Source organism: Vibrio sp. Vb2880, assembly GCF_033337975.1.
Taxonomy (GTDB): domain Bacteria; phylum Pseudomonadota; class Gammaproteobacteria; order Enterobacterales; family Vibrionaceae; genus Vibrio; species Vibrio alginolyticus.
In genome coordinates this window covers 80,023-101,514 of record NZ_JAWORT010000017.1, presented here as the reverse complement: position 1 = coordinate 101,514, position 21,492 = coordinate 80,023, and the positions used below count along the sequence as shown (strand labels likewise).

The window sequence follows — 21,492 nt, the reverse complement described above, 5'->3', positions numbered from 1 at the left end:
TTAAACCTCCCCGTAAGGGGGAGGTTATCGATAGTCTGTCTTTACGGGTTCGCTAGGTACGGGAAGATTAAATCTTACAACCGCCGCCAGCACAATCGTCATCTTGTGGTTGAACAGCGTCTTTCTGTTCATCTTTCGCGCCATCACGAGTGTTGTGGTAGTAAAGCGTTTTCACACCAAACTTATACGCTGTTAGCAGGTCTTGAAGTAGTTTCTTCATTGGAACCTTGCCAGTCTCGTAACGTGACGGGTCGTAGTTAGTATTAGCAGAGATAGCTTGGTCAACAAACTTCTGCATAATACCCACAAGGTGTAGATAACCGTCGTTCGAACCGATATTCCAAAGCAGTTCATAGCTGTCTTTAAGTTCTGTGAACTCTGGTACAACTTGCTTCAGGATACCGTCTTTCGAAGCTTTTACTGAAACGTAACCACGTGGTGGCTCAATACCGTTAGTTGCGTTTGAAATCTGAGAAGAAGTCTCAGAAGGCATTAGCGCAGTCAGTGTTGAGTTACGTAGGCCGTGCTCCATAATTTCTTTACGTAGGCTGTCCCAGTCGTAGTGCAGCGCTTCGTCACAAATTAGGTCGATATCTTTCTTATACGTATCAATCGGCAGTAAGCCTTTCGCGTAGTTCGTCTCGTCGAATGAAGGACACTTACCTTGTTCTTTCGCCAGTGCTACAGATGCTTTCAATAGGTAGTACTGCATTGCTTCGAACGTACGGTGAGTTAGGCCGTTCGCGCTACCGTCAGAGTATTTCACGCCATTCTTCGCTAAGTAGTAAGCAAAGTTAATCACACCAACACCTAGCGTACGACGGTTCATAGTCGATTTGTATGCCGCTGGTAGAGGGTAATCTTGGTAATCAAGCAGTGCATCTAACGCACGAACAACAAGATCGGATAGCTCTTCGAAATCATCTAGAGACTTGATAGCACCTAAGTTGAATGCAGAAAGCGTACACAGTGCGATCTCGCCTGAGTCATCTTCAACGTTAGTTAATGGTTTCGTTGGCAGTGCGATTTCTAAACATAGGTTCGACTGACGAACTGGAGCGACTTCAGAATCAAATGGGCTGTGAGTATTACAGTGGTCCACGTTCTGGATGTAGATACGACCCGTTGATGCACGCTCTTGCATTAGCAGAGTGAACATTTCAATCGCTTTAACCGTTTCTTTCTTGATTGAAGGATCGTTCTCGTACTTCACGTATAGACGCTCAAACTCTTCTTGGTTTTCGAAGAATGCGTCGTACAGACCAGGTACATCAGATGGTGAGAATAGCGTAATATTGCCGCCTTCAACTAAACGTTGGTACATCAGTTTGTTTAACTGAACACCGTAGTCCATGTGACGAACACGGTTTTCTTCAACACCACGGTTGTTCTTAAGTACCATTAGTGAGCGTGCTTCACCGTGCCACATTGGGTAGAACACAGTAGCCGCGCCACCACGTACACCACCTTGTGAACAACATTTTACTGCTGTTTGGAAGTACTTGTAGAACGGAATACAACCAGTGTGGAATGCTTCACCACCGCGAATCTCTGAGCCTAATGCACGGATACGACCTGCGTTGATACCAATACCAGCGCGCTGAGATACGTAACGAACAATTGAGCTTGCTGTTGCGTTAATAGAATCAAGACTGTCGCCACACTCGATCAGAACACATGAGCTGAACTGGCGAGTAGGGGTACGCACGCCAGACATAATTGGCGTAGGTAGAGAAATCTTAAATGTCGATGTCGCATCGTAGAAACGTTTGATGTAATCAAGACGCGTCGCTTTTGGATATTTCGCAAATAAGCACGCTGCTACAAGGATGTATAAGAACTGAGCACTTTCGTAAATTTGGCCCGTAACACGGTTCTGTACGAAGTACTTACCCTCTAGCTGCTTAACTGCCGCGTATGAGAAGTTTAGGTCGCGTTTATGGTCGAGGTACGCATCAAGTTCGTCGAGTTCTGCTTTTGTGTAGTCTTCTAGAATATGTTGATCGTACTTACCCATATCGACGAGGCGAGACACGTGATCATAAAGCGTTGGTGGCTCGTATTGGCCATACGCTTTTTTACGCAGATGGAATACCGCTAGGCGAGCAGCTAGGTATTGGTAATCCGGAGTCTCTTCAGAGATCAGGTCTGCCGCAGACTTGATGATTGTCTCGTGAATATCTGTCGTTGTGATGCCGTCGTAAAACTGGATGTGAGCGCGAAGTTCTACTTGAGAAACCGAAACATTATCTAGACCTTCTGCAGCCCAAGTGATAACGCGGTGGATTTTATCCAGATCGATACTTTCTTTACGGCCATCACGCTTGGTGACGGTAAGTTGTTGGTTCATTCTGCTTTATTTCCCTAAGAAAACTGATAAAAGCCGTATTTTTGTTTGTTTATGTGCAATATGAGTAAAGCTTGCGGCGGCTTTGTGATCAAAGTCTATCTATATATTGTCGCTTAAACACAACATATAGGGGTTCATTTGTTTGCGGGTTACAAGATAGTGCTATTACACTGATTTATCAAGGTACAGATCGGGGATGACTTGTGGATAACTGACAAAATGAAAAAAATCAGTAAGTGAACACTAACCGATGAGAAAAGGGCAGACTTGAATGGTTAAAAGTACGGTTTCGAGATCGGTTTAGAAATAACCGCATGCAAAAATATTTTCCTTGATCTTTGGCCGTTTTTATCTACGAAAAATGGCTTGGTCAAAATGGAATCTAGAGCACGAATTTTAGCCATAAAAAGACAAAAAAAGCGGCAACTTTGTGCTACCGCTTCATTTTCTTTAAAAAATGTCAATCACAAAACACATTTTTTAACGCAACAGCGTTCAGTATTTTTTAGTATGAACGATGTAGTTTACATCTACATTACGACCGAGTTTGTAGCTGTCATTTAGAGGGTTGTAATGAAGCCCAGTAATGCCCATTTCCGTCAGGTCAGTTTGGTCTATCATCTTCATCATTTCGGCTGGCTTGATAAACTTATCGTGCTCATGAGTGCCTTCAGGAACAATCTTAAGAAGCTTCTCAGCACCGACAATAGCAAATAAGTACGACTTAATGTTTCGGTTCAAAGTTGAGAAAAACACGTGACCACCGGGTTTGACTAGCGCAGCACAAGAGCGGATAACGGAGAGAGGATCTGGAACGTGTTCAAGCATCTCCATACAAGTCACGACATCGTAAGTTCCTGCGTTTTCTATAGCGTGGTCTTCTATTGTGCTCTGAATGTAGGTCAGTTGAGTGCCTGTTTCTAATGCATGTAGTCGCGCGACTTCTAATGGTTCTTTACCCATATCAAGCCCCGTCACAATAGCGCCTTCTTTTGCCATGCTTTCAGCAAGAATGCCACCACCACAGCCGACATCAAGTGCTCGCTTGCCAAACAAGCCATTTGCTTTTTCAAGTACATAGTTCAAACGAAGTGGGTTAATTTGATGAAGCGGCTTAAACTCGCCTTCTAAATCCCACCATCGAGAAGCCATGTCCTCGAATTTCTTAATTTCACTTGGGTCGACGTTTTGTGCTTTAGTCATAATTGGTTTTATTGCATTCAATCTGAGTCCTTTAGAGGGCGCCAGTATACTCCAACGTTTTACACCCAAACAACCTCGATGTGCTTAGTTAAGGGACAATGACAGAGTTCACTGGCGCGGCAATCGAGACAGGTGCCTGTAATTTGTAAAGCGCTCGCTATTGTTTTTGGTTCATCCTTGAACTGGTGCCAGTGACAATAACTCTAAAACCTGCATTTTCGCGTTGTGTAGTTAAAGGAATTTACCTCGCTTTTCCGCGTAAAGAGTCCGATTTTGCTCAATATTGACCGAAATATAACCACTAATCAGAAAGATATGGGATGAGTGTGCAAATTCTCGACATTTGATTCATAACCAAGCTCACAACCTGATAAAAGGAGAGGGAAAGTGATGCCGAAGTGATGAATTGTGTGTTATATTTTTGCACCTTACACGTATCGTAATTACGATCAGATAATAGAGGGATAATGGCTCTATGAGCGATTTAGCTAAAGAGATCACGCCCGTAAACATTGAAGATGAGCTTAGAGGTTCATACCTAGACTACGCGATGTCAGTCATCGTGGGTCGTGCTCTTCCAGATGTGCGTGATGGCCTAAAACCAGTACACCGCCGCGTTTTATTCGCGATGAACGTACTAGGCAACGATTGGAACAAACCATATAAAAAATCAGCCCGTGTTGTCGGCGACGTAATCGGTAAATATCACCCACATGGTGATAGTGCTGTGTACGACACAATCGTACGTATGGCTCAGCCGTTCTCGCTTCGTTACATGCTGGTCGATGGTCAAGGTAACTTTGGCTCGATCGATGGCGACTCTGCTGCGGCAATGCGTTACACCGAAGTTCGAATGGCAAAAATTGCCCATGAACTATTGGCTGACCTAGACAAAGAAACCGTAGACTACGTACCAAACTACGACGGTACTGAGCAGATCCCAGCGGTTCTTCCAACTAAAATTCCAAACCTATTGGTTAACGGTGCTTCTGGTATCGCAGTAGGTATGGCAACCAACATCCCGCCTCATAACCTTGGCGAAGTGATTGATGGCTGTCTTGCATACATCAATAATGAAGAAATCACTATTGATGAACTAATGGATTACATTCCTGGTCCTGATTTCCCAACGGCGGCGCTTATCAGCGGTCGTAAAGGCATTGTAGACGCGTACAAAACAGGTCGTGGCAAAATCTACATGCGTTCGAAAGCGGACATCGAAGTGGAGAAGAATGGTAAAGAGACCATTATCGTCACTGAAATTCCTTACCAGGTGAACAAAGCTCGCTTGATCGAAAAGATCGCTGAGCTAGTTAAAGATAAGAAAGTAGAAGGCATCAGTGCACTGCGCGACGAGTCAGATAAAGACGGTATGCGCATTGTTATTGAGTGTAAGCGCGATGCTGTGGGCGAAGTAGTTCTAAACAACCTTTACGCTCAAACTCAGCTGCAAACCACTTTCGGTATCAACATGGTGGCCCTAAACAATGGCCAGCCACAGCTATTCAACCTAAAAGATATGTTGAAGTGCTTCGTTGATCACCGTCGTGAAGTTGTGACACGTCGTACTATCTTCGAACTGCGTAAAGCGCGTGAACGTGCTCATATCCTTGAAGGTTTAGCTCTAGCGCTTGCTAACATTGATGAAATCATTGAGCTTATCCGTAAGGCACCTACACCGGCTGAAGCAAAAGCGGGTCTTATCGCTCGTGGTTGGGATTTAGGCAACGTTTCAGCAATGCTAGAGCGTGCTGGTACAGATGCTGCGCGCCCTGAATGGCTAGAGCCTGAATATGGTATTCGTGATGGTCAGTACTTCCTGACTGAGCAACAAGCACAAGCTATCCTAGATCTACGTTTACATAAACTAACAGGTCTAGAACACGAGAAGATTCTTGGCGAATACAAAACACTTCTAGAAGAAATCGCTGAACTCATGCATATCCTTGCGAGCACTGAGCGTTTGATGGAAGTGATCCGTGAAGAACTTGAAGCGGTTCGTGACGGCTTTGGTGACGCTCGTCGTACAGAAATCACAGCTGCGAGCCATGATATTGACATGGAAGAGCTGATCGCACGTGAAGACGTTGTGGTTACTCTATCTCACGGTGGTTACGTTAAGTACCAAGTACTGAGCGACTACGAGTCACAGCGCCGTGGTGGTAAAGGTAAGAGTGCGACTAAGATGAAAGATGAAGACCATATCGAGCGTCTTCTAGTGGCGAATACCCACGATAACATCTTGTGTTTCTCTACTCGTGGTAAGACATACCGCCTGAAAGTTTACCAATTGCCTCTAGCGAGCCGTACTGCGCGTGGTAAGCCAATTGTGAACATCCTTCCGCTCGAAGAAGGTGAGCGCATTACCGCGATTCTACGTGTAGATGAATTCTCTGAAGACAAATTCATCTTCATGGCAACAGGTGACGGTACGGTTAAGAAAACGCCGTTGAACCAGTTTGCAAACGTACGTTCAAACGGCCTAATCGCTGTGAACCTACGTGAAGACGATTCGTTAATCGGTGTGGATATCACTAACGGCGAAAACGAAATCATGCTGTTCTCTAAAGCGGGTAAAGTGGTTCGCTTTAAAGAAGCAGAAGAGATTCCAGTACTTGATGAAAATGGTAAACCAGTTCTTGATGAGAATGGTCAGCCAGAGATCAAGTTTAAAGGTGTTCGTCCTATGGGTCGTACCGCCTCTGGTGTTCGTGGTATGAAACTGGCTGAAAATGACCAAGTTGTATCACTTATTGTTCCTTCGCACGAAGGCGACATCCTAACGGTTACAGAAAACGGTTATGGTAAACGTACAGCACTTAGCGAGTACCCGACAAAAGGTCGTGGCACTCAAGGTGTAGTTTCTATCAAAGTTTCTGAGCGAAATGGCCCGGTAGTTGGTGCTATCCAGGTTGTTGAAGGTGATGAAATGATGATGATCACCGACGCTGGCACGTTAGTACGTACTCGTGTGGGTGAAGTTAGCCAGGTTGGTCGTAACACACAAGGTGTAACGCTTATCCGTACTGCGGAAGATGAATCAGTTGTTGGTTTGCAACGTATTGAAGAAGTTGATGATGAAGAGCTGCCTACTGATGAAGATGCAGAAGCGTTAGAGTCAACAGACGAAAATACGCAGCAAGACGCTTCAGAAGCTCCAGCTGCTGATGATGCAGAGGAAGGTAACGAAGAGTAATCTTACATCGTTATCCTGATATGAAAAGCCGAGCCTTAGTTGCTCGGCTTTTTTGTATCTGTATCAACGCATTTAAAGTAAGAAATGCGTACACTGACGTTATCTTTGTTTACAGGACGTGTTATGTCTGTTTGGTTTTTCGCTGCCATCACTCTGATGGGGTTGTTTATCGTACTCTTATCATTGAGTGCATCAAAAGTTAAACCTGCTCAATGGTTTGGCTTTTGCCTGTTAGTACTTGTCGTGACGAGTGCCAGTTTCTTATTGCTGCATCAAACACCGCCTAAACGAATACAAGCGGAAATGTCACGAATGATGACTGCTCGTGACATCATGAAAGAGATTCAAGACCAGTTGCGTGAAGATCCGAACAACGCTGAATTGTGGTTCCAACTCGGGCAGGGCTACCTGCTAGAGGGGGAATTTGACGGCGCGCTGATTTGTTTTGATTACGCGATCCAACTGACTGAGCCAGTCAATGCCACGCAACTTGCTGCGAAAGCGACGACCTTGTACTACATTCACCAGCAATCAATGACGCAAGAAGTCAGTTTGCTTCTAGAACAAGCTCTACAGATAGAACCGCATAATGAAGCGGCTTTGTCTTTGATCGCAAATGATCATTTTCTGTCATTCCGATTTCAGGAAGCGATTGATGCCTGGGTAATATTATTAGATTCTAATGATCCAAATTTAGATAGGGTGCAAATCATTAACTCTATTAACAAAGCAAAAGAGCTATTGTAAGCGTACAATTTAACAAGCAATAGAGAGAAAGGTGGGCAACGAATGAAAAATAAAGCACTAAGCATATTGGTTTTGCTGTGCGGCTCTGTGCTGGCGGGTTGTAGCTCTTCCGATCATTCTGGCTCTTCCTCTATGGTTTATTATTCATCGGGTTATTACGATCCGTGGTGGTACGATCATGACGACTACTGGATTTATTACTATCCGGGCTGTTGCGATAACGACGATGAATACAAAGAGAAACTGGAAGAGTGGTGGAATGGTTTAGATGAAGACCAACAGCAATCCATCAAAGACAAAGTCGAAGATTGGAAAGACGATGATATGTCCGCCAATATCGATAACATGAAACGCCAACTCGACGATCATTGGCAATCATTGCCTGACGAGCAAAAGCAAGAGATTAAAACCAAATGGGAGAATCGTCCGGAACGTATTGAGCCAGCGACTTTACAAGACAAAGCGGTAAAAGAAAAGGTTCAACAAAGAAAAGCATTACCGGAAACGAAGATCCAGCGTCCAGTTGCTCGTCCAAATGTGCAGATACCTAAAGCACGTCCAAATATTCAGCCTAGACCGAGGCTTCCTCGTCGCTAGTACGTTCGATTTTGTCTCTCGATAGAATCGGGGATGAAGAAATAAAGATAACAAAGAAACAAATAAACAAAAAAAAGGGGCGTTCAGTACGCCCTTTGTTGTATCTATAAACTAACCTCTGCAAGTTAGACTAATATGTGGCTTCGCGTTCAGCTGCTGCTTTATCCCATTCTGGTGCCACCGTTTCTAGGAAGTGTTTCTTGTCTGCGTTCATCTTATCCATATCCATGCCCAGTGCTTGCTGTGCTTTCGCTTTGGTCGAGATATCTGGAATTTGAACAGGGTCAGTAATGCCTTTGGTTGCCAGTAAGCGAACCAACTTGGTACGGGCGTCAGCAGCGCGGTCAACTGCAGTACCAAGTACTTCTAATGCTACCTCAGGAGCATGCATGTGGACACCGTGAGAAGCAATCGCGTAGTCCCAACGCCATTGTGCATGGCGAATATCTTGTAGGATAGGTTCCATCTCTGCTTCTGTTGCACCTGCTTTCCACGCCTCGCCTGCTTCAAAGTGTGCCGCTACGATTTGCTTCTCGGCGGTTAGCTTCATGTTCAGTACTTGCGCTTTGCGAGTCGAAACGATGCCTTGTAGCTGCTCTTTAGTTTGGGTATGACATTGTGCACAGGTGTCTTCGAAGCGGTCAAATGGGTTACCCACTTTGTGGTCTGTGTACACCGTGCCGTCTTCTTTGGTTACTTTAGGCATATGACAGTCCACACACACCACTTTGTTTTTGCCATGGATGCCATCGCGCCATGTTTCGTAACCTGGGTGTTGTGCTTTTAGCATCGGAGCTTTAGATACTGCATGCGTCCAATCTTTGAAATTCAACGCGTCGTAGTATTTCTCCATGTCATTAACGGTGGTGCCCATATCCCATGGGAACTTAACCGCTTTAGTCGGGCCGGTGAAGTAGTATTCAACGTGACATTGAGCGCAGACCGATGCTTGCTTATCTAGGCGAGATTGTTCATCAAAGTTTTTACCAATAGTATCAAAAGCACGCTCGACATAAGGGCGAGTTACCGCCAGTGCTGGTTCGCCTTTCTTAAATTCTTCAGAGCGAGTGTCGTGACAGTCAGAACAACCAATAGGGTTGACGATTTCTGAGCCCAATCGTGCCCATTTACCTTCGAAATAACCGTCTTCACCACGTTCATCAATCACGCGAGCAACGTCAGGGCTTTTACAGCTCCAACAGGCCATTGGCATCGGGCCGGATTTTTCATCAGTCGGTGCGCCAGTACGTAAGGTTTGGCGAACATCATCAAGTGCGTAAAAGTGACCGCGCGCTTTGTTGTAGTCTTTCGCAAAGCCGTAGCCAGCCCATAAGATCACCATGTTTGGGTCTTCACTTAGGGCGTCTTCAATGTGTTCGCTTTCGGATGTTGCTTTCCAAGAGTGGTATTGGTCGGGATGGTTCTGTTCAAAGGCGTCATTACGAGGATCGATAAGGCCTTTTTCTTCTGCCGCCAACGGAGCGCCGACCAAAAATAATTGGCTGGCGAATAAGGTCGCAACCGCGATAGGTGCGCTCATCCAGTGTTTTATGCTCACGGTGTTATCTCCATATTCGTTTTTATTAGCAGCGTTGTGAGAAGCTATTCCAAATAAGAACTGGAGATCTACGATTAATAATATTGCTTAATTGGATAGATGAAATAGTGAGCGAATCTTGTCTTGTTTTAGATCAATTTACACCAGTGATCTCAGTCATGTTTGAATTTATATACCCCTAAAGTGGTAGTGGTTAAGTCCTTGTTCGTCAATGTATTGGGCTTTTAACCATTTTAAAAATAGGGTGATTTAGTTCGCTTTTTGAGCAGGTGTTTCTACCCCTTATGAATAATAGAGGTATTATAAATATAGGTTTAGCGTTGTGGCTTTCCGAAATAAGAATTGATGTCATTTGAAGATTTGAAAAAATATCTTCAGAGGAAATTAATTGTCGCTCAAATAAATAATTGAGAATAGTTATCAATTATTATCGAGCTAAGGAAAGAACAATATGGGCAATATAAAATTGACCATAGAGACAATGCTGAAACTTCTCTTCGTCTTTGCCATCTATGGTTTCTCCATCGCCGCCCATGCGACTTCTTCAGAGCCGATTGAAGGTGCTCAAGCTGAGCGTCATCAAGTCGAGTTGATCCGTGACCGAGACTACAAGTGTCTGCAATGTCATAAGGATGCCAAAGAGACTCTGAACCTTTCGCATGACCCGCAAGCTCTACTCAGCCAAGGGAAGCAACTTAATTGCACCAATTGCCATAGCAACATTGGTCCCGACCATCGTGAAGGCGCGCCTGATGTGATTAAGTTTTCTGCCGCGCAATCGAAAGAGGTACACGACAAAGTGTTCCTTGATCCAAGCATGATTCTTAAAGCTAACAGCCAATGTGTGGATTGCCACGCACCGACACAGCTAAGAGAAAGCCACTGGACGCACGATGTGCACGCCAAAAACCTCACTTGTTCAAATTGCCACGATGTACACGCAGCGAAAACCAAAGCGTTGTCGTACAACAGAAAACAACTGATCAAGCAGTGTGTGGATTGTCACTCTGAATTTGCCGTCGAACCTGAACTTGCCAAAGAAGAGGAGAGATAGCATGAAATGTTCGAGAAGAAACTTTTTAGCCGGCAGCGGCGCGTTGATTTTAACTACAGGCGTTGCAGGCACTTCCGTTGTTAGCTCCTCTCTTTATGCCAGCAACAGTGAACAAGCGAAGCGCATGGGTATGGTTCATGATGAAAATGCCTGTATAGGCTGTACCGCTTGTACCGATGCTTGTCGCGAAGTAAATAAAGTCCCTGAAGGCGTGACCCGACTTAAAATTCATCGCAGTGAACCGATTGGCGAATTCCCAGATGTGGAATACCAGTTTACTCGCGAATCCTGTCAGCACTGTGATAACCCACCATGTGTGTACGTTTGTCCAACAGGCGCTGCATACCAAGATGAAGCGACAGGCATCGTGGATGTACACAAAGAGAAATGTGTCGGATGTGGTTATTGCCTTGCTGCTTGCCCTTACCAAGTGCGCTTCTTTAATCCCGTCGATCACTCTGCGGATAAATGTAACTTCTGCCGTGATACCAATCTAGCGCAAGGTAAGCAGCCAGCTTGCGTGGAATCTTGCCCAACAAAAGCACTCATCTTTGGTGATTTAAATGACCCAACTAGCGAGGTGAGCAAAGCTATCGAAAGCCATGTTGTCTATCGCGATAAATCGCATTTAGGTACGCAACCTAAACTGTACAAAATTCCGCATAGCAAAGGGGAGGTGTCATCATGAACGGCTTCGAAAGTGCATTCCACTTTGACTCGTTAGTCTGGGATTGGATCATTGCGATTTACTTATTCCTTGCTGGGATGTCAGCAGGTGCGGTGATGATTTCAATCTATTTAAAACGCAAAGTGATTGAAGGTGATCCCGCAAACAACGGCATCATGAAAGCGATGGCTTGGCTTGCGCCATTTGGCATCATTGCTGGGTTAGTAATTTTGATTTTCCATTTAACCAAGCCTTTAGAGTTTTGGAAGATCATGATCTACTACAACCCAACGTCGGTGATGTCGATGGGCGTGATCTTGTTCCAAGTGTACATGCTAGTGCTGTTTGTTTGGATTGGCGTTATCTTCCGCCATCAAATCATCAGCTTCTGTGAAGGGAAGTTACCTAGCAAACTGTTGGATTTTGCCGATGGCATTTTAATTAAGGCGGGGAAAGCCAACAACGGCATTGAATTGTTTTTGGGCTTCTTAGCCATCGTGCTTGCGGCATACACTGGCTTTCTACTGTCTGCGTTGAAGACTTACCCAATGCTAAACAATCCAGTACTGCCAATCTTGTTCCTGTTCTCTAGTTTGTCCTCGGGCGCAGCGGCATGCTTGATGTTCGGCATCTTGGTGTTTAAAGAGTCGACCAGCAGCCCAAGTGTATCTTGGGTGCACGGATTTGAACGCCCAGTAGTGTTGTTTGAGTTGTTTGTCTTAGTGACCTTCTTTACTGGATTGATCTTCAGCGGTGGTCAGAACGAAGTCGCGGCTTGGAATGCTATTTCGAGTGGGTTCTGGGCTCAATGGTTCTGGGTTGGAGTAGTGTTCATCGGCATGCTTACGCCTTTGACTCTCAATTGGTTAACGCCTTCAGAAGTGCGCCACAAAGGCAGTTACGTTTTTGTGGTCACGACGTTGAGCTTGGTCGGCGTACTTATGCTGCGTACTTTCATTCTCTATGCCGGTCAAATGACCGTAGTGTAAGGGGGATAAATGGAAGCTGAGCTAGGGTTCTTCTTACTGATATTGGTGGCTGTAACATCGACTTGTGCATCGCTGCTGCATTGGATACGTCGTGCTATAGGTAAGAAGGCAACATTGCCGCATCAAGTCGCGATGTCCCACATCATTAGCTTAGCTTCCATCATTTGTTTAGCACTTCTGATCGTCTGCTTCGTGCAAGACAACTTCGCGTTGGAATATGTTGCTACGCATTCCAACAGTCAACTTCCCGTGGCGTTCAAAATTGCTGCCGCTTGGGGTGGGCACCAAGGCTCCATGTTGTTTTGGGTCGTCACCTTGAGTTTATGGGCGTCGTTTATTGCATTTAAGTCACCGCTCAATGCCCAATATACTTGCGACTGTTTAGGAATCATGAACGTTCTGATTGGGACGTTTGCATGGTTCACGTTAATGACCTCTAACCCGTTCGAATATGCCCAAGTATTGGTGTCGGAAGGGCGAGATCTAAACCCAATGTTGCAAGATGTTGGGCTTATCATTCATCCACCATTGCTTTATCTCGGTTATGTTGGTTACGCAGCAATATTAGCTTTTGCATTAGCGGCGCTATTGGGTAAACAACCGATGGGCGATTGGTATGTGGTCGCTCGAAGCGCAGCGTTTTTTGCATGGGGAACGCTCACGTTGGGTATCTTGGTAGGATCTTGGTGGGCGTACAATGAGCTAGGGTGGGGCGGCTGGTGGTTTTGGGACCCTGTGGAGAACGCTTCTCTACTCCCTTGGCTTACTGGTACTGCTTTGTTGCACAGCGGTGTTGTCGCAACACGTAACAGAGGCGCAATTTGGAGCACCTATGCACTGGCGTTTGCTACGTTCAGTCTAAGCATTTTAGGGACATTCGTGGTGCGCTCTGGCGTGCTGACTTCAGTGCATGCTTTTGCGGTGGACCCAACTAAGGGTTTAGTGCTGCTTGGTGTATTGAGCTTGCTTATCATCATCACTTTTGGCGTATTGATTTTGCAAGGAGAACAACTCCCTCGCTTCAAACTTCAATCTCTAGCGAGCCGAGCTTACGCTGCTTATATCGCCAAAGGACTATTGGTTATTGCGACTGCCATCGTTTTTCTTGGCACTTTTTATCCGATGGTTTATCAACTGCTCGGCTTAGGGAACATTTCAGTTGGCGCACCTTACTTTAATAGTCTGCTCTTTCCATTAAGCATACTGGCTCTGATTGCCTTAGCTTTGATGCCGGTGCTGAAATGGACAAAAGGCACAGTGCCGAGTGTAAGCGCTGATATCGCGATCAGTATCGCGTTATCTCTAGTCTCTGGGATCGGGTTTATGTTCTCAATGAATGCACTGCATTTCGAAGTATTGCTAGCCATAACGTTGGCTACTTGGGTGATTGTGGCGCATCTCGTTATGCTGTTTCGCTGCTCCAACAAGCGTAAACTCATCCCAATCGTGATGGCACATATCGGTTTTGCAATGGCGGTGAGTGGGGCTGTATTCAACAGTCACTACTCTTATGAATACAATTTACGTGTCGAACCAGGCAGTTCTCAACAAAGGGCGGGGATCACTATCGATTATCATGGTATCGAATGGCTGGTGGGGCCGAACTATACCGCGGAACAAGGACAGATCACCTTGCACTTGGAAGATGGCCGCATGCTCAATTTCAACCCGCAGAAGCGCCATTACCCTGTGCGAGTAATGAACATGACTGAGCCTGCGATTCGTTCACTATGGCATGGCGATTATTACGTGACATTGGGTGACAAAGTCGATACTCATGCTTATGCGATTAAAGTTCAGTACCGCGCAGGTATTTGGTGGATATGGTCTGGCGGGCTATTAGCGGTGTTTGGTGCGCTATTAACAGGCCTAAAGAAAAGGAGAGAGGCTATCAATGCGATCGAGAAATACGCTTAAACTCGCAGGTCTCGTTGTAGCTGTTGCCGTGTTTGCTGTAGTTACTGCGGTGGCCTTGTCTGAGCGACCACATGTTGAATTGTCCCCACAACGAAATTTAGAGACACCTAATTTTCGCTCTACTTCTCTGATCTCTGATGACATGGTTTCTGAGCAGTTGTTCAAAAGCGACGGATATAAATTATTGAATGTTTGGGCATCTTGGTGCGGAGTATGCAAACGAGAGCATGAAGAATTATTGCAGTTAGCAGAACTCGGTGTGCCTATTATTGGGCTGAATTATAGAGATCAAAAACAAGCCGCTCGTGAATATTTGAGCTCTAAACGAAATCCATATATTGAAGTAATTAGTGACCCTAATGGAAAGCTCGCTGTGGAGCTAGGTGTTATCGGAACGCCGGAAACTTACTTGATTGATCCAAATGGTCGTATATTGATCAAATATCGTGGAGAGCTAACGGCAGATAAATGGAACGATATATTTTCAGGATACTTGAATGTTTCGATTTAATAATCTTCTCCTCACTTTAATCCTATTTATACTATTTTCTCCTTTCACGAGAAGTGCGGATATAGAACAGAATGTTGATCTGTTTGAATTTCATTCTGTTGAAGTGCAACAGCGTGCAACCTCGTTAGCCAAGACATTACGCTGCCCGCAGTGTCAAAACCAAAACCTTGTCGAGTCTAATGCACAAGCGGCTAAAGACCTGAGGTTGAAAGTGTATACGATGGCCAATGAAGGAAGCTCAGATCAAGAAATAAAGGACTATCTAGTTGCTCGTTATGGGAATATTGTTCTGTATCAACCACCATTAAATTATTCCACGGCGCTGTTGTGGATCTTTCCTGTGCTATTTTTGATCTTTTTTGTCTTATATTCGATCCGAATGGTGAAGCGTAATTAATGTGACCGTTATTCCACTATTAAAAATAAATTGTGCACTTAACAAGCAGAATGTTATCATTTTTCCGAATTTATGAAGTTTCCAGTATAAAGAAAATAAAAATTTTGAGCTGGATAAGTAATAAAAGAACGAAATAGGTGCACGCAGTGGATTCAGTTATATTACAACTTAAAAAAGACTTCTATTCGCAGATTCGTGCATTGCAATCACCGAACCTGCCTCAAGTTACTTCAACGCTCGCCGTGTTGACCGACGAGGAAATCCAAGAACTCGAAGCAGTTTGGATTGAACTCGCCGTTTGGAAGCGCAGTCAGACCCATTAAAAGATAGACCAAACGACCTTCTTGAAACCCCAGACAAAATTTGTCTGGGGTTTTTTATTGTAGTTTTTTTAAATTGTTATAATATAACAATTGTTCAGTTGGAGAGTGTTTCTCTTTTGCTGTCTTGAGTGGATAACTGCCCTCAATTGTGATCTCTATATTGCAAAATGCGGTATCAGTCCCCATAGTTGAAGAGCAACGAGTAAATCCCATGAATGCAATAACGAAAACGCATCAAGCGCATCAAGCAATAAATCGAGTGAGTATAGATATGGCGGAAGTACGTGCCAGAGTAGATTTTAAAGTCGGGGCAAAAAGTAACATTGATGCCGAAATTCTGTCTTTCCATGGTCTGAAGACAGACAAAGAGCATGTTGCTATTATCTTTAAACAAGCGGACCAAACTCAGGACATGCCTTTAGTTCGTATGCACTCTGAGTGTTTGACAGGCGATGTGTTCCACTCTTCACGCTGTGACTGTGGTGAGCAACTAGAAGAGACGATCAATCGCATGGGCGAGTCCGGTGGTATCATCTTGTATCTCCGTCAGGAAGGTCGTGGTATTGGCTTGTACAATAAGATCGATGCATACCGCTTACAAAGCCAGGGCATGAACACGTACGAAGCTAACAACCATTTGGGCTTTGATGATGACCTGCGTGATTTCACAGAAGCAGCACAAATGCTAGAAGCTTTAGGCGTGAATAAGATCCGCCTCGTGACTAACAACCCTAAGAAAATTCGTGAGTTATCTGAGTACGGAATTGAAATTGGCGAGGTTGTCAATACCTCTGCACATATCAAAGATGGCAACGAAAATTATCTGAAGGCAAAAGTCTCTCACGGAAAACATGACCTAAAGGTTTAATCCTAAAGATAAAACTGACAATAAAGCCTGTGAAAAACCTCATTTTTATGAGGTTTTTTTGTATCTGGAGTTGCAAATAAATTGTAAATTTGTATTATCTCGAGACTAAAGTGCAAATAAGAATAATTAGCACTACTAATACGATAATTGAAAAGCTCAACAAGGATGCTTCAGATGAATGCAAAAAAAGTTTTAGTCCAATCTATTGCTGCATCACTCCTCATTGCCAGTGGTTCTACCGTTGCTGCCACAGTAACTAAACAACAAGTAGTCGAACATTACGCGGACGTTGCCCATGCTGTGTTTGCTGATTCAGTAACAACAGCGAAGGCGCTTGACGTAAAAATCGACGAATTTCTAAAATCACCATCAGCGAAAAAGCTTGAAGAAGTAAAACAAGCTTGGCTAGATTCTCGCGTGCCTTACCAACAGTCTGAAGTTTTCCGTTTTGGTAACGCGATTGTTGACGATTGGGAAGGTCAGTTAAACGCGTGGCCACTTGATGAAGGTCTGATCGACTACGTAGCAGCGGACTACCAATACGAATTGGGTAACGAAGGTGCGGCTGCAAACATCATCGCAAACACAAGTCTGCAGATTGGTGCTTCTAAACTGGACGTTTCAAAAATTACGCCAGAATTACTAGCAGATTTAAACGAAGTAGGTGGTTCTGAGGCAAACGTTGCATCAGGTTACCACGCGATTGAATTCTTGCTTTGGGGCCAAGACCTAAACGGCACTAACGCAGGCGCAGGTCAACGCGCTTACACTGATTTCGTTGTGGGTTCTGAGTGTACGAATGGCCATTGTGAGCGTCGTGGAGAGTACCTAAAAGCAGCCGCTGATCTACTGGTTCAAGACCTTGAGTGGATGGAAAAGCAGTGGTCTGCTGAAGTAAAAGGTAACTACCGTGAAGAGCTACTGAACGACTCAGCGGACAATGGTCTACGTAAGATGCTATTCGGCATGGGTTCTCTTTCTCTAGGTGAGCTAGCGGGTGAGCGCATGAAAGTGGCACTAGAAGCGAACTCAACTGAAGACGAGCACGATTGTTTCTCAGACAACACGCATAATTCTCACTACTACAACGAGCAAGGCATCTACAACGTTTACACAGGTACATACAAAGGTGTAAACGGCAAAGAGCTATCTGGTCCAAGTATTGCTGATCTTGTTGCTCAAAAAGATAAGAAAGCCGCGACCGACATTCAAAAGCAGTTTGATACAACACGTAGCCAAGTTGGTGAGCTAGTGACTTCTGCAGAGAAGAACAACCAGCACTTTGACCAACTTATTGCAGCGGGTAACGCACAAGGCAACGCGCTAGTAAACGACACCATCATGTCGTTGGTAGCACAAACCGGTGCGATTGAGCGTGCGGCAAGCATTGTCGGCATCGACAGCCTAAGCCCTGATACTGCTGACCACGAGTTTTAATAAGAAAACCATAATAAATAAGGGCTCTTTGTGAGCCCTTTTGACGTTTGAGCTCGTTGTTATCACCCTTGTTGTCTATGTAGAGCAATGATATGAAGCCATACCTAATTTCTGCGCTAGCCGCGATCCTTTCTTCTTCTGCCATGGCTTATGATGTTAAGTCTGGTGGCAAAACCAGTGTTAAAAAAGACGGCGCGAATGCCTATTCTCTTCCTGCTGCTAACTTGCCAATGAGCAAACGCCTCGATTTTAGCGTCGGTAACAGCTTTTTCCGCAACCCTTGGGTACAAGCGCCAGCGTCAACAGACGCTCGTGATGGCTTAGGCCCGCTTTTTAACACCAATGGTTGTCAGAATTGTCACATCAAAGACGGTCGTGGTCATCCGCCAGAGAAAGATGATTTACATGCAGTGTCTATGTTAGTGCGCTTAAGCATTCCTGCGATGACGCCAGAACAAAAGAAAGCTTACATCAAAGATGGCGGCATACCTGAGCCGACTTATGGTGGCCAGCTTCAAGATTTCGCCCTGCAAGATCAAACGCCAGAAGGCAAAATCGAAATCACTTACACCGATGTCCCAGTGAAATTTAAAGACGGTACGACGGTGACGCTAAGAAAACCTCATTTGAACATTACCGATCTGGGTTACGGCGATATGCACCCTGATACCGAGTTCTCAGCACGCGTGGCACCGCCAATGATCGGCCTTGGTTTGTTAGAGAGTATTCCCGACGAAACGCTACTTGCTTGGGCTGATGAACAAGATGCCGACAAAGACGGTATCTCAGGCAAAGTCAATAAGGTGTGGGATATTGAGAAGGACGACTTCTCGATTGGTCGTTTTGGCTGGAAAGCAGGACAACCGACGCTAATGCAGCAAAATGCAGCAGCATTTAATGGTGATGTGGGTCTTACGAGCCATTTATTCCCAAATGAAAACTGTACCTCGAAACAAAGCATTTGTGACGACATGCCAAATGGCGGCAAACCAGAAGTGAGTGAAAATATTCTCGACTTCGTAGAGTTTTACAGCCAGCACTTAGCTGTACCTATTCGCCGTAATGTCAATGGCCCTAACGTGAAACTTGGCAAGCAAATCTTTGCTGCGTCTGGCTGTGAAAGCTGCCACAAGACCAGTGTTAAAACGGCGAAACGACCAGAGTTACCAGCGCTTTCTGAGCAGCTTATCCACCCATACACCGACATGCTTTTGCATGACATGGGTGAAGGCTTAGCCGATAACCGTCCGGAATATCAAGCAAACGGCCGCGAGTGGCGAACAGCACCGCTATGGGGCATTGGTTATACCGAAGAAGTAAACGCACATACTTACTTTCTACATGATGGCCGCGCTCGTAACCTGATGGAAGCGGTGTTGTGGCACGGCGGCGAAGCTGAAACAGCGAAACAAAACGTCTTAGCACTGAACAAAAAAGAACGTGACGCATTGATTGCGTTTCTGAATTCTCTATGAGGAAGCAACCATGAAAAAAACACTATTAGTGAGTGCGATTGCCGCAACGTTAAGTTTGGTTGGTTGCCAATCGACCATCGGTTCGAGCGTTGCCAAGCCTGAGAGTACAAGTCATATTTCTCAAAGCGTGTACGAGGTCGAGTTTCAATCAGCTCAGACGTTTTTAGCGCAAACCACAGAACTTGAACAACGCTTCGCAGGTTACTGCGCATCAGAGTCGAAAGATGATGCACAAGTAAAACAGCAGTGGCATCAAACGATGCTTGCGTGGATGGCATTACAAGGTCAAGAACGTGGCCCTGCTACGGCGCTGGAGCAAAGCTGGAATGTTCAGTTTTGGCCAGATAAAAAGAACACTACTGGTCGTAAAATGTCTGTATTGACGAAATCTGACCAAGCTTGGAGTGCAGAAGATATCTCCACCCAAAGTGTCACCGTGCAAGGTTTAGGGGCTCTGGAATGGCTGCTTTACGATAAAGCGTCGACCTTATCTAGCAACAGCAATACTTGTGTGACAGGCGTAGCGATTGCAGAAAACCTCGATAACAAAGCGCAGATCATCGCGGATTCTTGGGCAGAGAACCCTTGGAAATCGCTAGAGATGACGGAATGGGAATCTGAGTACATTTCACTGCTCTCGAATCAGCTTGAATACAGCATGAAGAAGTTGAGCCGACCGCTAGCGAAGATTGGTAAGCCTCGCCCGTATTTCTCAGAATCGTGGCGTTCAGAGACCTCGCTTTCAAACTTAAAAGCCAACCTTCAAGGGATGGAAGCGTTGTACTTTGCTAACGGGAATGGTCTAGATGCGCTACTTAGAGAGCAAGGCCATGCAGATCTCGCAGACCGTGTCGTTCATCAGTTTGAAATGGCGTTAGAAACTTGGCCAGAGGATAAGAGCTTGTTTGCTGCACTACAAACAAAAGAAGGCTATCGCATGGTGCTCTCTCAATACAATAAGCTAGAGCAATTGAAGTACCTGATTCACGAAGAAGTGGCGATCGAGCTTGGCGTAGTTATAGGATTTAATGCAACCGATGGTGACTGATCAAACCCGCCGAACCTTGCTGAAAGCCGCTCTATTCGGGGCGGCTATACCTATGATGCCATTTGGTTGTGCTTCAACAAGCTCACGTGAACCTGCGTTGATCGGCTGTTCTATCATTGGTCGAGATAAATTCGCAGCGGTGGTGGCGGATGAGCATGGTATGCCGCTATCTTCATTGCCGATTCCTGAGCGTGGTCACGGTGTAGCAACCAACCAACAAGGCCACGCCGTAGTTTTTGGTCGTCGACCTGGTACTTTCTTCATGGTGTTTGATTATCGCTCAGAGCAGATGATCAAACTGCAACTAGCAACGCCAAATCGTCATTTTTACGGACATGGTGTTTACTCCCATGACGGCACATTGCTATTTGCCACAGAAGGGGAGAGGGGGACAAGTCGTGGGATCATTGGTGTTTATGATGTGCAGAAGCAATATCAAAAAATCGATGAGTTAACGGGTTTTGGCCTTGGCCCTCATGAAGTGATCATGATGCCTGATGGCGCACTAGCGATTGGCGTCGGTGGCGTACACACCAACGGCCGTGAACCTCTCAATCTTGATAGCATGAGACCGAGTCTGAGTTACCTTTCACAGGAAGGGGAGCTATTGGATCAAGTGTCTTTACCGGATCATAAGTTGAGTATTCGCCACTTAGCCCATGACGGTGCGGAAACCGTGCTTTGTGGTCAGCAATATCGTGGTGAGCCGGACGAGTATCCAGCCTTGATCGCCATGCACACGCGTGGTGGTGAAATGCAAGATCTTCAAGCTGAGCCTGAAGAGTGGGCGCGTTTCAATCACTACGTTGCGAGTATTGCAGCAACCGATGAATGGATCTTAGCCACTTCGCCTCCAGGCAGTTGTTATGGTATATGGTCTAAGTCTACTGGCAAATTGGTAGAGCTAAGTGCGTTACCAGACGCTTCTGGTGTTGTGATCTACGGTGATGAATTCCGAGTCAGCTCTGGGGCGGGAAAAGTGGTAGAGCAAAGACCAGAGGAGTCAAAAAGTACCTTCGCAAGCGGAGTGCAATGGGACAACCATTGGTCGAGAATTATCTAGAAAGATCATTGAGTAATTACTTATAGAGAGTTTTGTTGTCGTTTTCGGCATCAGATTCTTAATTTTAAACCTGCAAGCTGTGAGATATTTGC

The 21,492-nt window shown here is 45.3% G+C and carries 18 protein-coding genes; 15 read left to right on the top strand and 3 right to left on the bottom strand.

Translation table 11 applies throughout. The annotated features are described in order from the left end of the window. Positions 1–67: 67 nt before the first annotated feature. Positions 68–2,350 carry a class 1a ribonucleoside-diphosphate reductase subunit alpha gene (gene nrdA / locus R7M92_RS17745; protein ID WP_005376819.1) on the bottom strand — a complete coding sequence of 761 codons (2,283 nt, stop codon included), beginning with the start codon at positions 2,348–2,350 and terminating at the stop codon, positions 68–70. Positions 2,351–2,845: 495 nt separating this feature from the next. Then, positions 2,846–3,553 carry a bifunctional 2-polyprenyl-6-hydroxyphenol methylase/3-demethylubiquinol 3-O-methyltransferase UbiG gene (gene ubiG / locus R7M92_RS17740; protein ID WP_005376820.1) on the bottom strand — a complete coding sequence of 236 codons (708 nt, stop codon included), beginning with the start codon at positions 3,551–3,553 and terminating at the stop codon, positions 2,846–2,848. A 475-nt stretch (positions 3,554–4,028) separates the two neighbouring features. Here ubiG and gyrA point away from each other — a divergent pair, with 475 nt between their 5' ends. The 3 genes from gyrA to R7M92_RS17725 all read left to right on the top strand — a co-directional run bounded on the left by gyrA (position 4,029) and on the right by R7M92_RS17725 (position 8,093). After that, positions 4,029–6,749 (top strand): DNA topoisomerase (ATP-hydrolyzing) subunit A, encoded by a 2,721-nt coding sequence (gene gyrA, locus R7M92_RS17735; protein ID WP_054574746.1) that lies wholly within the window; start codon positions 4,029–4,031, stop codon positions 6,747–6,749. A gap of 123 nt (positions 6,750–6,872) precedes the next feature. Continuing rightward, a complete protein-coding gene (locus R7M92_RS17730; RefSeq protein WP_054574745.1) occupies positions 6,873–7,496 on the top strand; it encodes a tetratricopeptide repeat protein in 624 nt (207 codons plus the stop codon). Positions 7,497–7,538: 42 nt separating this feature from the next. Then, a complete protein-coding gene (locus R7M92_RS17725) occupies positions 7,539–8,093 on the top strand; it encodes a hypothetical protein (protein WP_047103266.1) in 555 nt (184 codons plus the stop codon). A gap of 130 nt (positions 8,094–8,223) precedes the next feature. On the opposite strand, the gene nrfA is transcribed toward R7M92_RS17725, so the two are convergent. After that, on the bottom strand, positions 8,224–9,651 hold the full coding sequence (gene nrfA / locus R7M92_RS17720) for an ammonia-forming nitrite reductase cytochrome c552 subunit (protein ID WP_054574744.1): 1,428 nt from the start codon (positions 9,649–9,651) through the stop codon (positions 8,224–8,226). A gap of 451 nt (positions 9,652–10,102) precedes the next feature. Between nrfA and nrfB the strand changes: the two genes are divergently transcribed. The 12 genes from nrfB (at position 10,103) to R7M92_RS17660 (ending at position 21,400) form a co-directional block, all read left to right on the top strand. Beyond that, positions 10,103–10,705, top strand: coding sequence for a cytochrome c nitrite reductase pentaheme subunit (gene nrfB, locus R7M92_RS17715; RefSeq protein ID WP_054574743.1), 603 nt, complete (start codon positions 10,103–10,105; stop codon positions 10,703–10,705). 1 nt (position 10,706) lies between these two features. Further along, positions 10,707–11,393: a cytochrome c nitrite reductase Fe-S protein gene (gene nrfC, locus R7M92_RS17710; protein ID WP_054574742.1), complete on the top strand. Its 687-nt coding sequence runs from the start codon at positions 10,707–10,709 to the stop codon at positions 11,391–11,393. Then, a complete protein-coding gene (gene nrfD / locus R7M92_RS17705; RefSeq protein WP_054574741.1) occupies positions 11,390–12,361 on the top strand; it encodes a cytochrome c nitrite reductase subunit NrfD in 972 nt (323 codons plus the stop codon). Before nrfC ends, nrfD begins: the two co-directional genes overlap by 4 nt. Before the next feature lie 9 nt (positions 12,362–12,370). Beyond that, entirely contained in the window at positions 12,371–14,278 is a 1,908-nt protein-coding gene (locus tag R7M92_RS17700; RefSeq protein ID WP_054574740.1) for a heme lyase CcmF/NrfE family subunit, read from the top strand. Beyond that, the gene (locus tag R7M92_RS17695) at positions 14,256–14,789 is read left to right on the top strand and encodes a DsbE family thiol:disulfide interchange protein (protein ID WP_054574739.1); all 534 of its coding nucleotides are present in this window, start codon (positions 14,256–14,258) and stop codon (positions 14,787–14,789) included. The genes R7M92_RS17700 and R7M92_RS17695 overlap by 23 nt, the downstream gene beginning before the upstream one ends. Beyond that, positions 14,776–15,186, top strand: a complete 411-nt coding sequence (nrfF, locus tag R7M92_RS17690) for a heme lyase NrfEFG subunit NrfF (RefSeq protein ID WP_025767282.1) — start codon at positions 14,776–14,778, stop codon at positions 15,184–15,186. The genes R7M92_RS17695 and nrfF overlap by 14 nt, the downstream gene beginning before the upstream one ends. 146 nt (positions 15,187–15,332) lie before the next feature. Then, positions 15,333–15,509, top strand: a complete 177-nt coding sequence (locus tag R7M92_RS17685; RefSeq protein ID WP_020480909.1) for a hypothetical protein — start codon at positions 15,333–15,335, stop codon at positions 15,507–15,509. 271 nt (positions 15,510–15,780) lie between these two features. After that, positions 15,781–16,377 carry a GTP cyclohydrolase II gene (locus tag R7M92_RS17680; RefSeq protein ID WP_025767283.1) on the top strand — a complete coding sequence of 199 codons (597 nt, stop codon included), beginning with the start codon at positions 15,781–15,783 and terminating at the stop codon, positions 16,375–16,377. Positions 16,378–16,551: 174 nt separating this feature from the next. Next, positions 16,552–17,814 (top strand): imelysin family protein, encoded by a 1,263-nt coding sequence (locus R7M92_RS17675; RefSeq protein ID WP_318133920.1) that lies wholly within the window; start codon positions 16,552–16,554, stop codon positions 17,812–17,814. Between the two features lie 92 nt (positions 17,815–17,906). Next, on the top strand, positions 17,907–19,289 hold the full coding sequence (locus tag R7M92_RS17670) for a di-heme oxidoredictase family protein (RefSeq protein WP_104979495.1): 1,383 nt from the start codon (positions 17,907–17,909) through the stop codon (positions 19,287–19,289). A 10-nt stretch (positions 19,290–19,299) separates the two neighbouring features. Next, a complete protein-coding gene (locus R7M92_RS17665) occupies positions 19,300–20,337 on the top strand; it encodes an imelysin family protein (protein WP_318133918.1) in 1,038 nt (345 codons plus the stop codon). After that, positions 20,318–21,400, top strand: a complete 1,083-nt coding sequence (locus tag R7M92_RS17660; RefSeq protein WP_318133916.1) for a DUF1513 domain-containing protein — start codon at positions 20,318–20,320, stop codon at positions 21,398–21,400. Before R7M92_RS17665 ends, R7M92_RS17660 begins: the two co-directional genes overlap by 20 nt. Positions 21,401–21,492 lie beyond the last annotated feature (92 nt).

Bases quoted from the DNA above. Each gene is read 5' to 3' on its own strand.
- R7M92_RS17695 (WP_054574739.1), top strand. From the start codon at position 14,256: ATGCGATCGAGAAATACGCTTAAACTCGCAGGTCTCGTTGTAGCTGTT.
- R7M92_RS17660 (WP_318133916.1), top strand. From the start codon at position 20,318: ATGCAACCGATGGTGACTGATCAAACCCGCCGAACCTTGCTGAAAGCC.
- nrfD (WP_054574741.1), top strand. From the start codon at position 11,390: ATGAACGGCTTCGAAAGTGCATTCCACTTTGACTCGTTAGTCTGGGAT.
- nrdA (WP_005376819.1), bottom strand. From the start codon at position 2,350: ATGAACCAACAACTTACCGTCACCAAGCGTGATGGCCGTAAAGAAAGT.
- R7M92_RS17675 (WP_318133920.1), top strand. From the start codon at position 16,552: ATGAATGCAAAAAAAGTTTTAGTCCAATCTATTGCTGCATCACTCCTC.
- R7M92_RS17670 (WP_104979495.1), top strand. From the start codon at position 17,907: ATGAAGCCATACCTAATTTCTGCGCTAGCCGCGATCCTTTCTTCTTCT.
- nrfB (WP_054574743.1), top strand. From the start codon at position 10,103: ATGGGCAATATAAAATTGACCATAGAGACAATGCTGAAACTTCTCTTC.
- R7M92_RS17680 (WP_025767283.1), top strand. From the start codon at position 15,781: ATGGCGGAAGTACGTGCCAGAGTAGATTTTAAAGTCGGGGCAAAAAGT.
- nrfF (WP_025767282.1), top strand. From the start codon at position 14,776: ATGTTTCGATTTAATAATCTTCTCCTCACTTTAATCCTATTTATACTA.
- R7M92_RS17730 (WP_054574745.1), top strand. From the start codon at position 6,873: ATGTCTGTTTGGTTTTTCGCTGCCATCACTCTGATGGGGTTGTTTATC.
- R7M92_RS17725 (WP_047103266.1), top strand. From the start codon at position 7,539: ATGAAAAATAAAGCACTAAGCATATTGGTTTTGCTGTGCGGCTCTGTG.
- gyrA (WP_054574746.1), top strand. From the start codon at position 4,029: ATGAGCGATTTAGCTAAAGAGATCACGCCCGTAAACATTGAAGATGAG.
- nrfC (WP_054574742.1), top strand. From the start codon at position 10,707: ATGAAATGTTCGAGAAGAAACTTTTTAGCCGGCAGCGGCGCGTTGATT.
- ubiG (WP_005376820.1), bottom strand. From the start codon at position 3,553: ATGACTAAAGCACAAAACGTCGACCCAAGTGAAATTAAGAAATTCGAG.
- R7M92_RS17665 (WP_318133918.1), top strand. From the start codon at position 19,300: ATGAAAAAAACACTATTAGTGAGTGCGATTGCCGCAACGTTAAGTTTG.
- R7M92_RS17700 (WP_054574740.1), top strand. From the start codon at position 12,371: ATGGAAGCTGAGCTAGGGTTCTTCTTACTGATATTGGTGGCTGTAACA.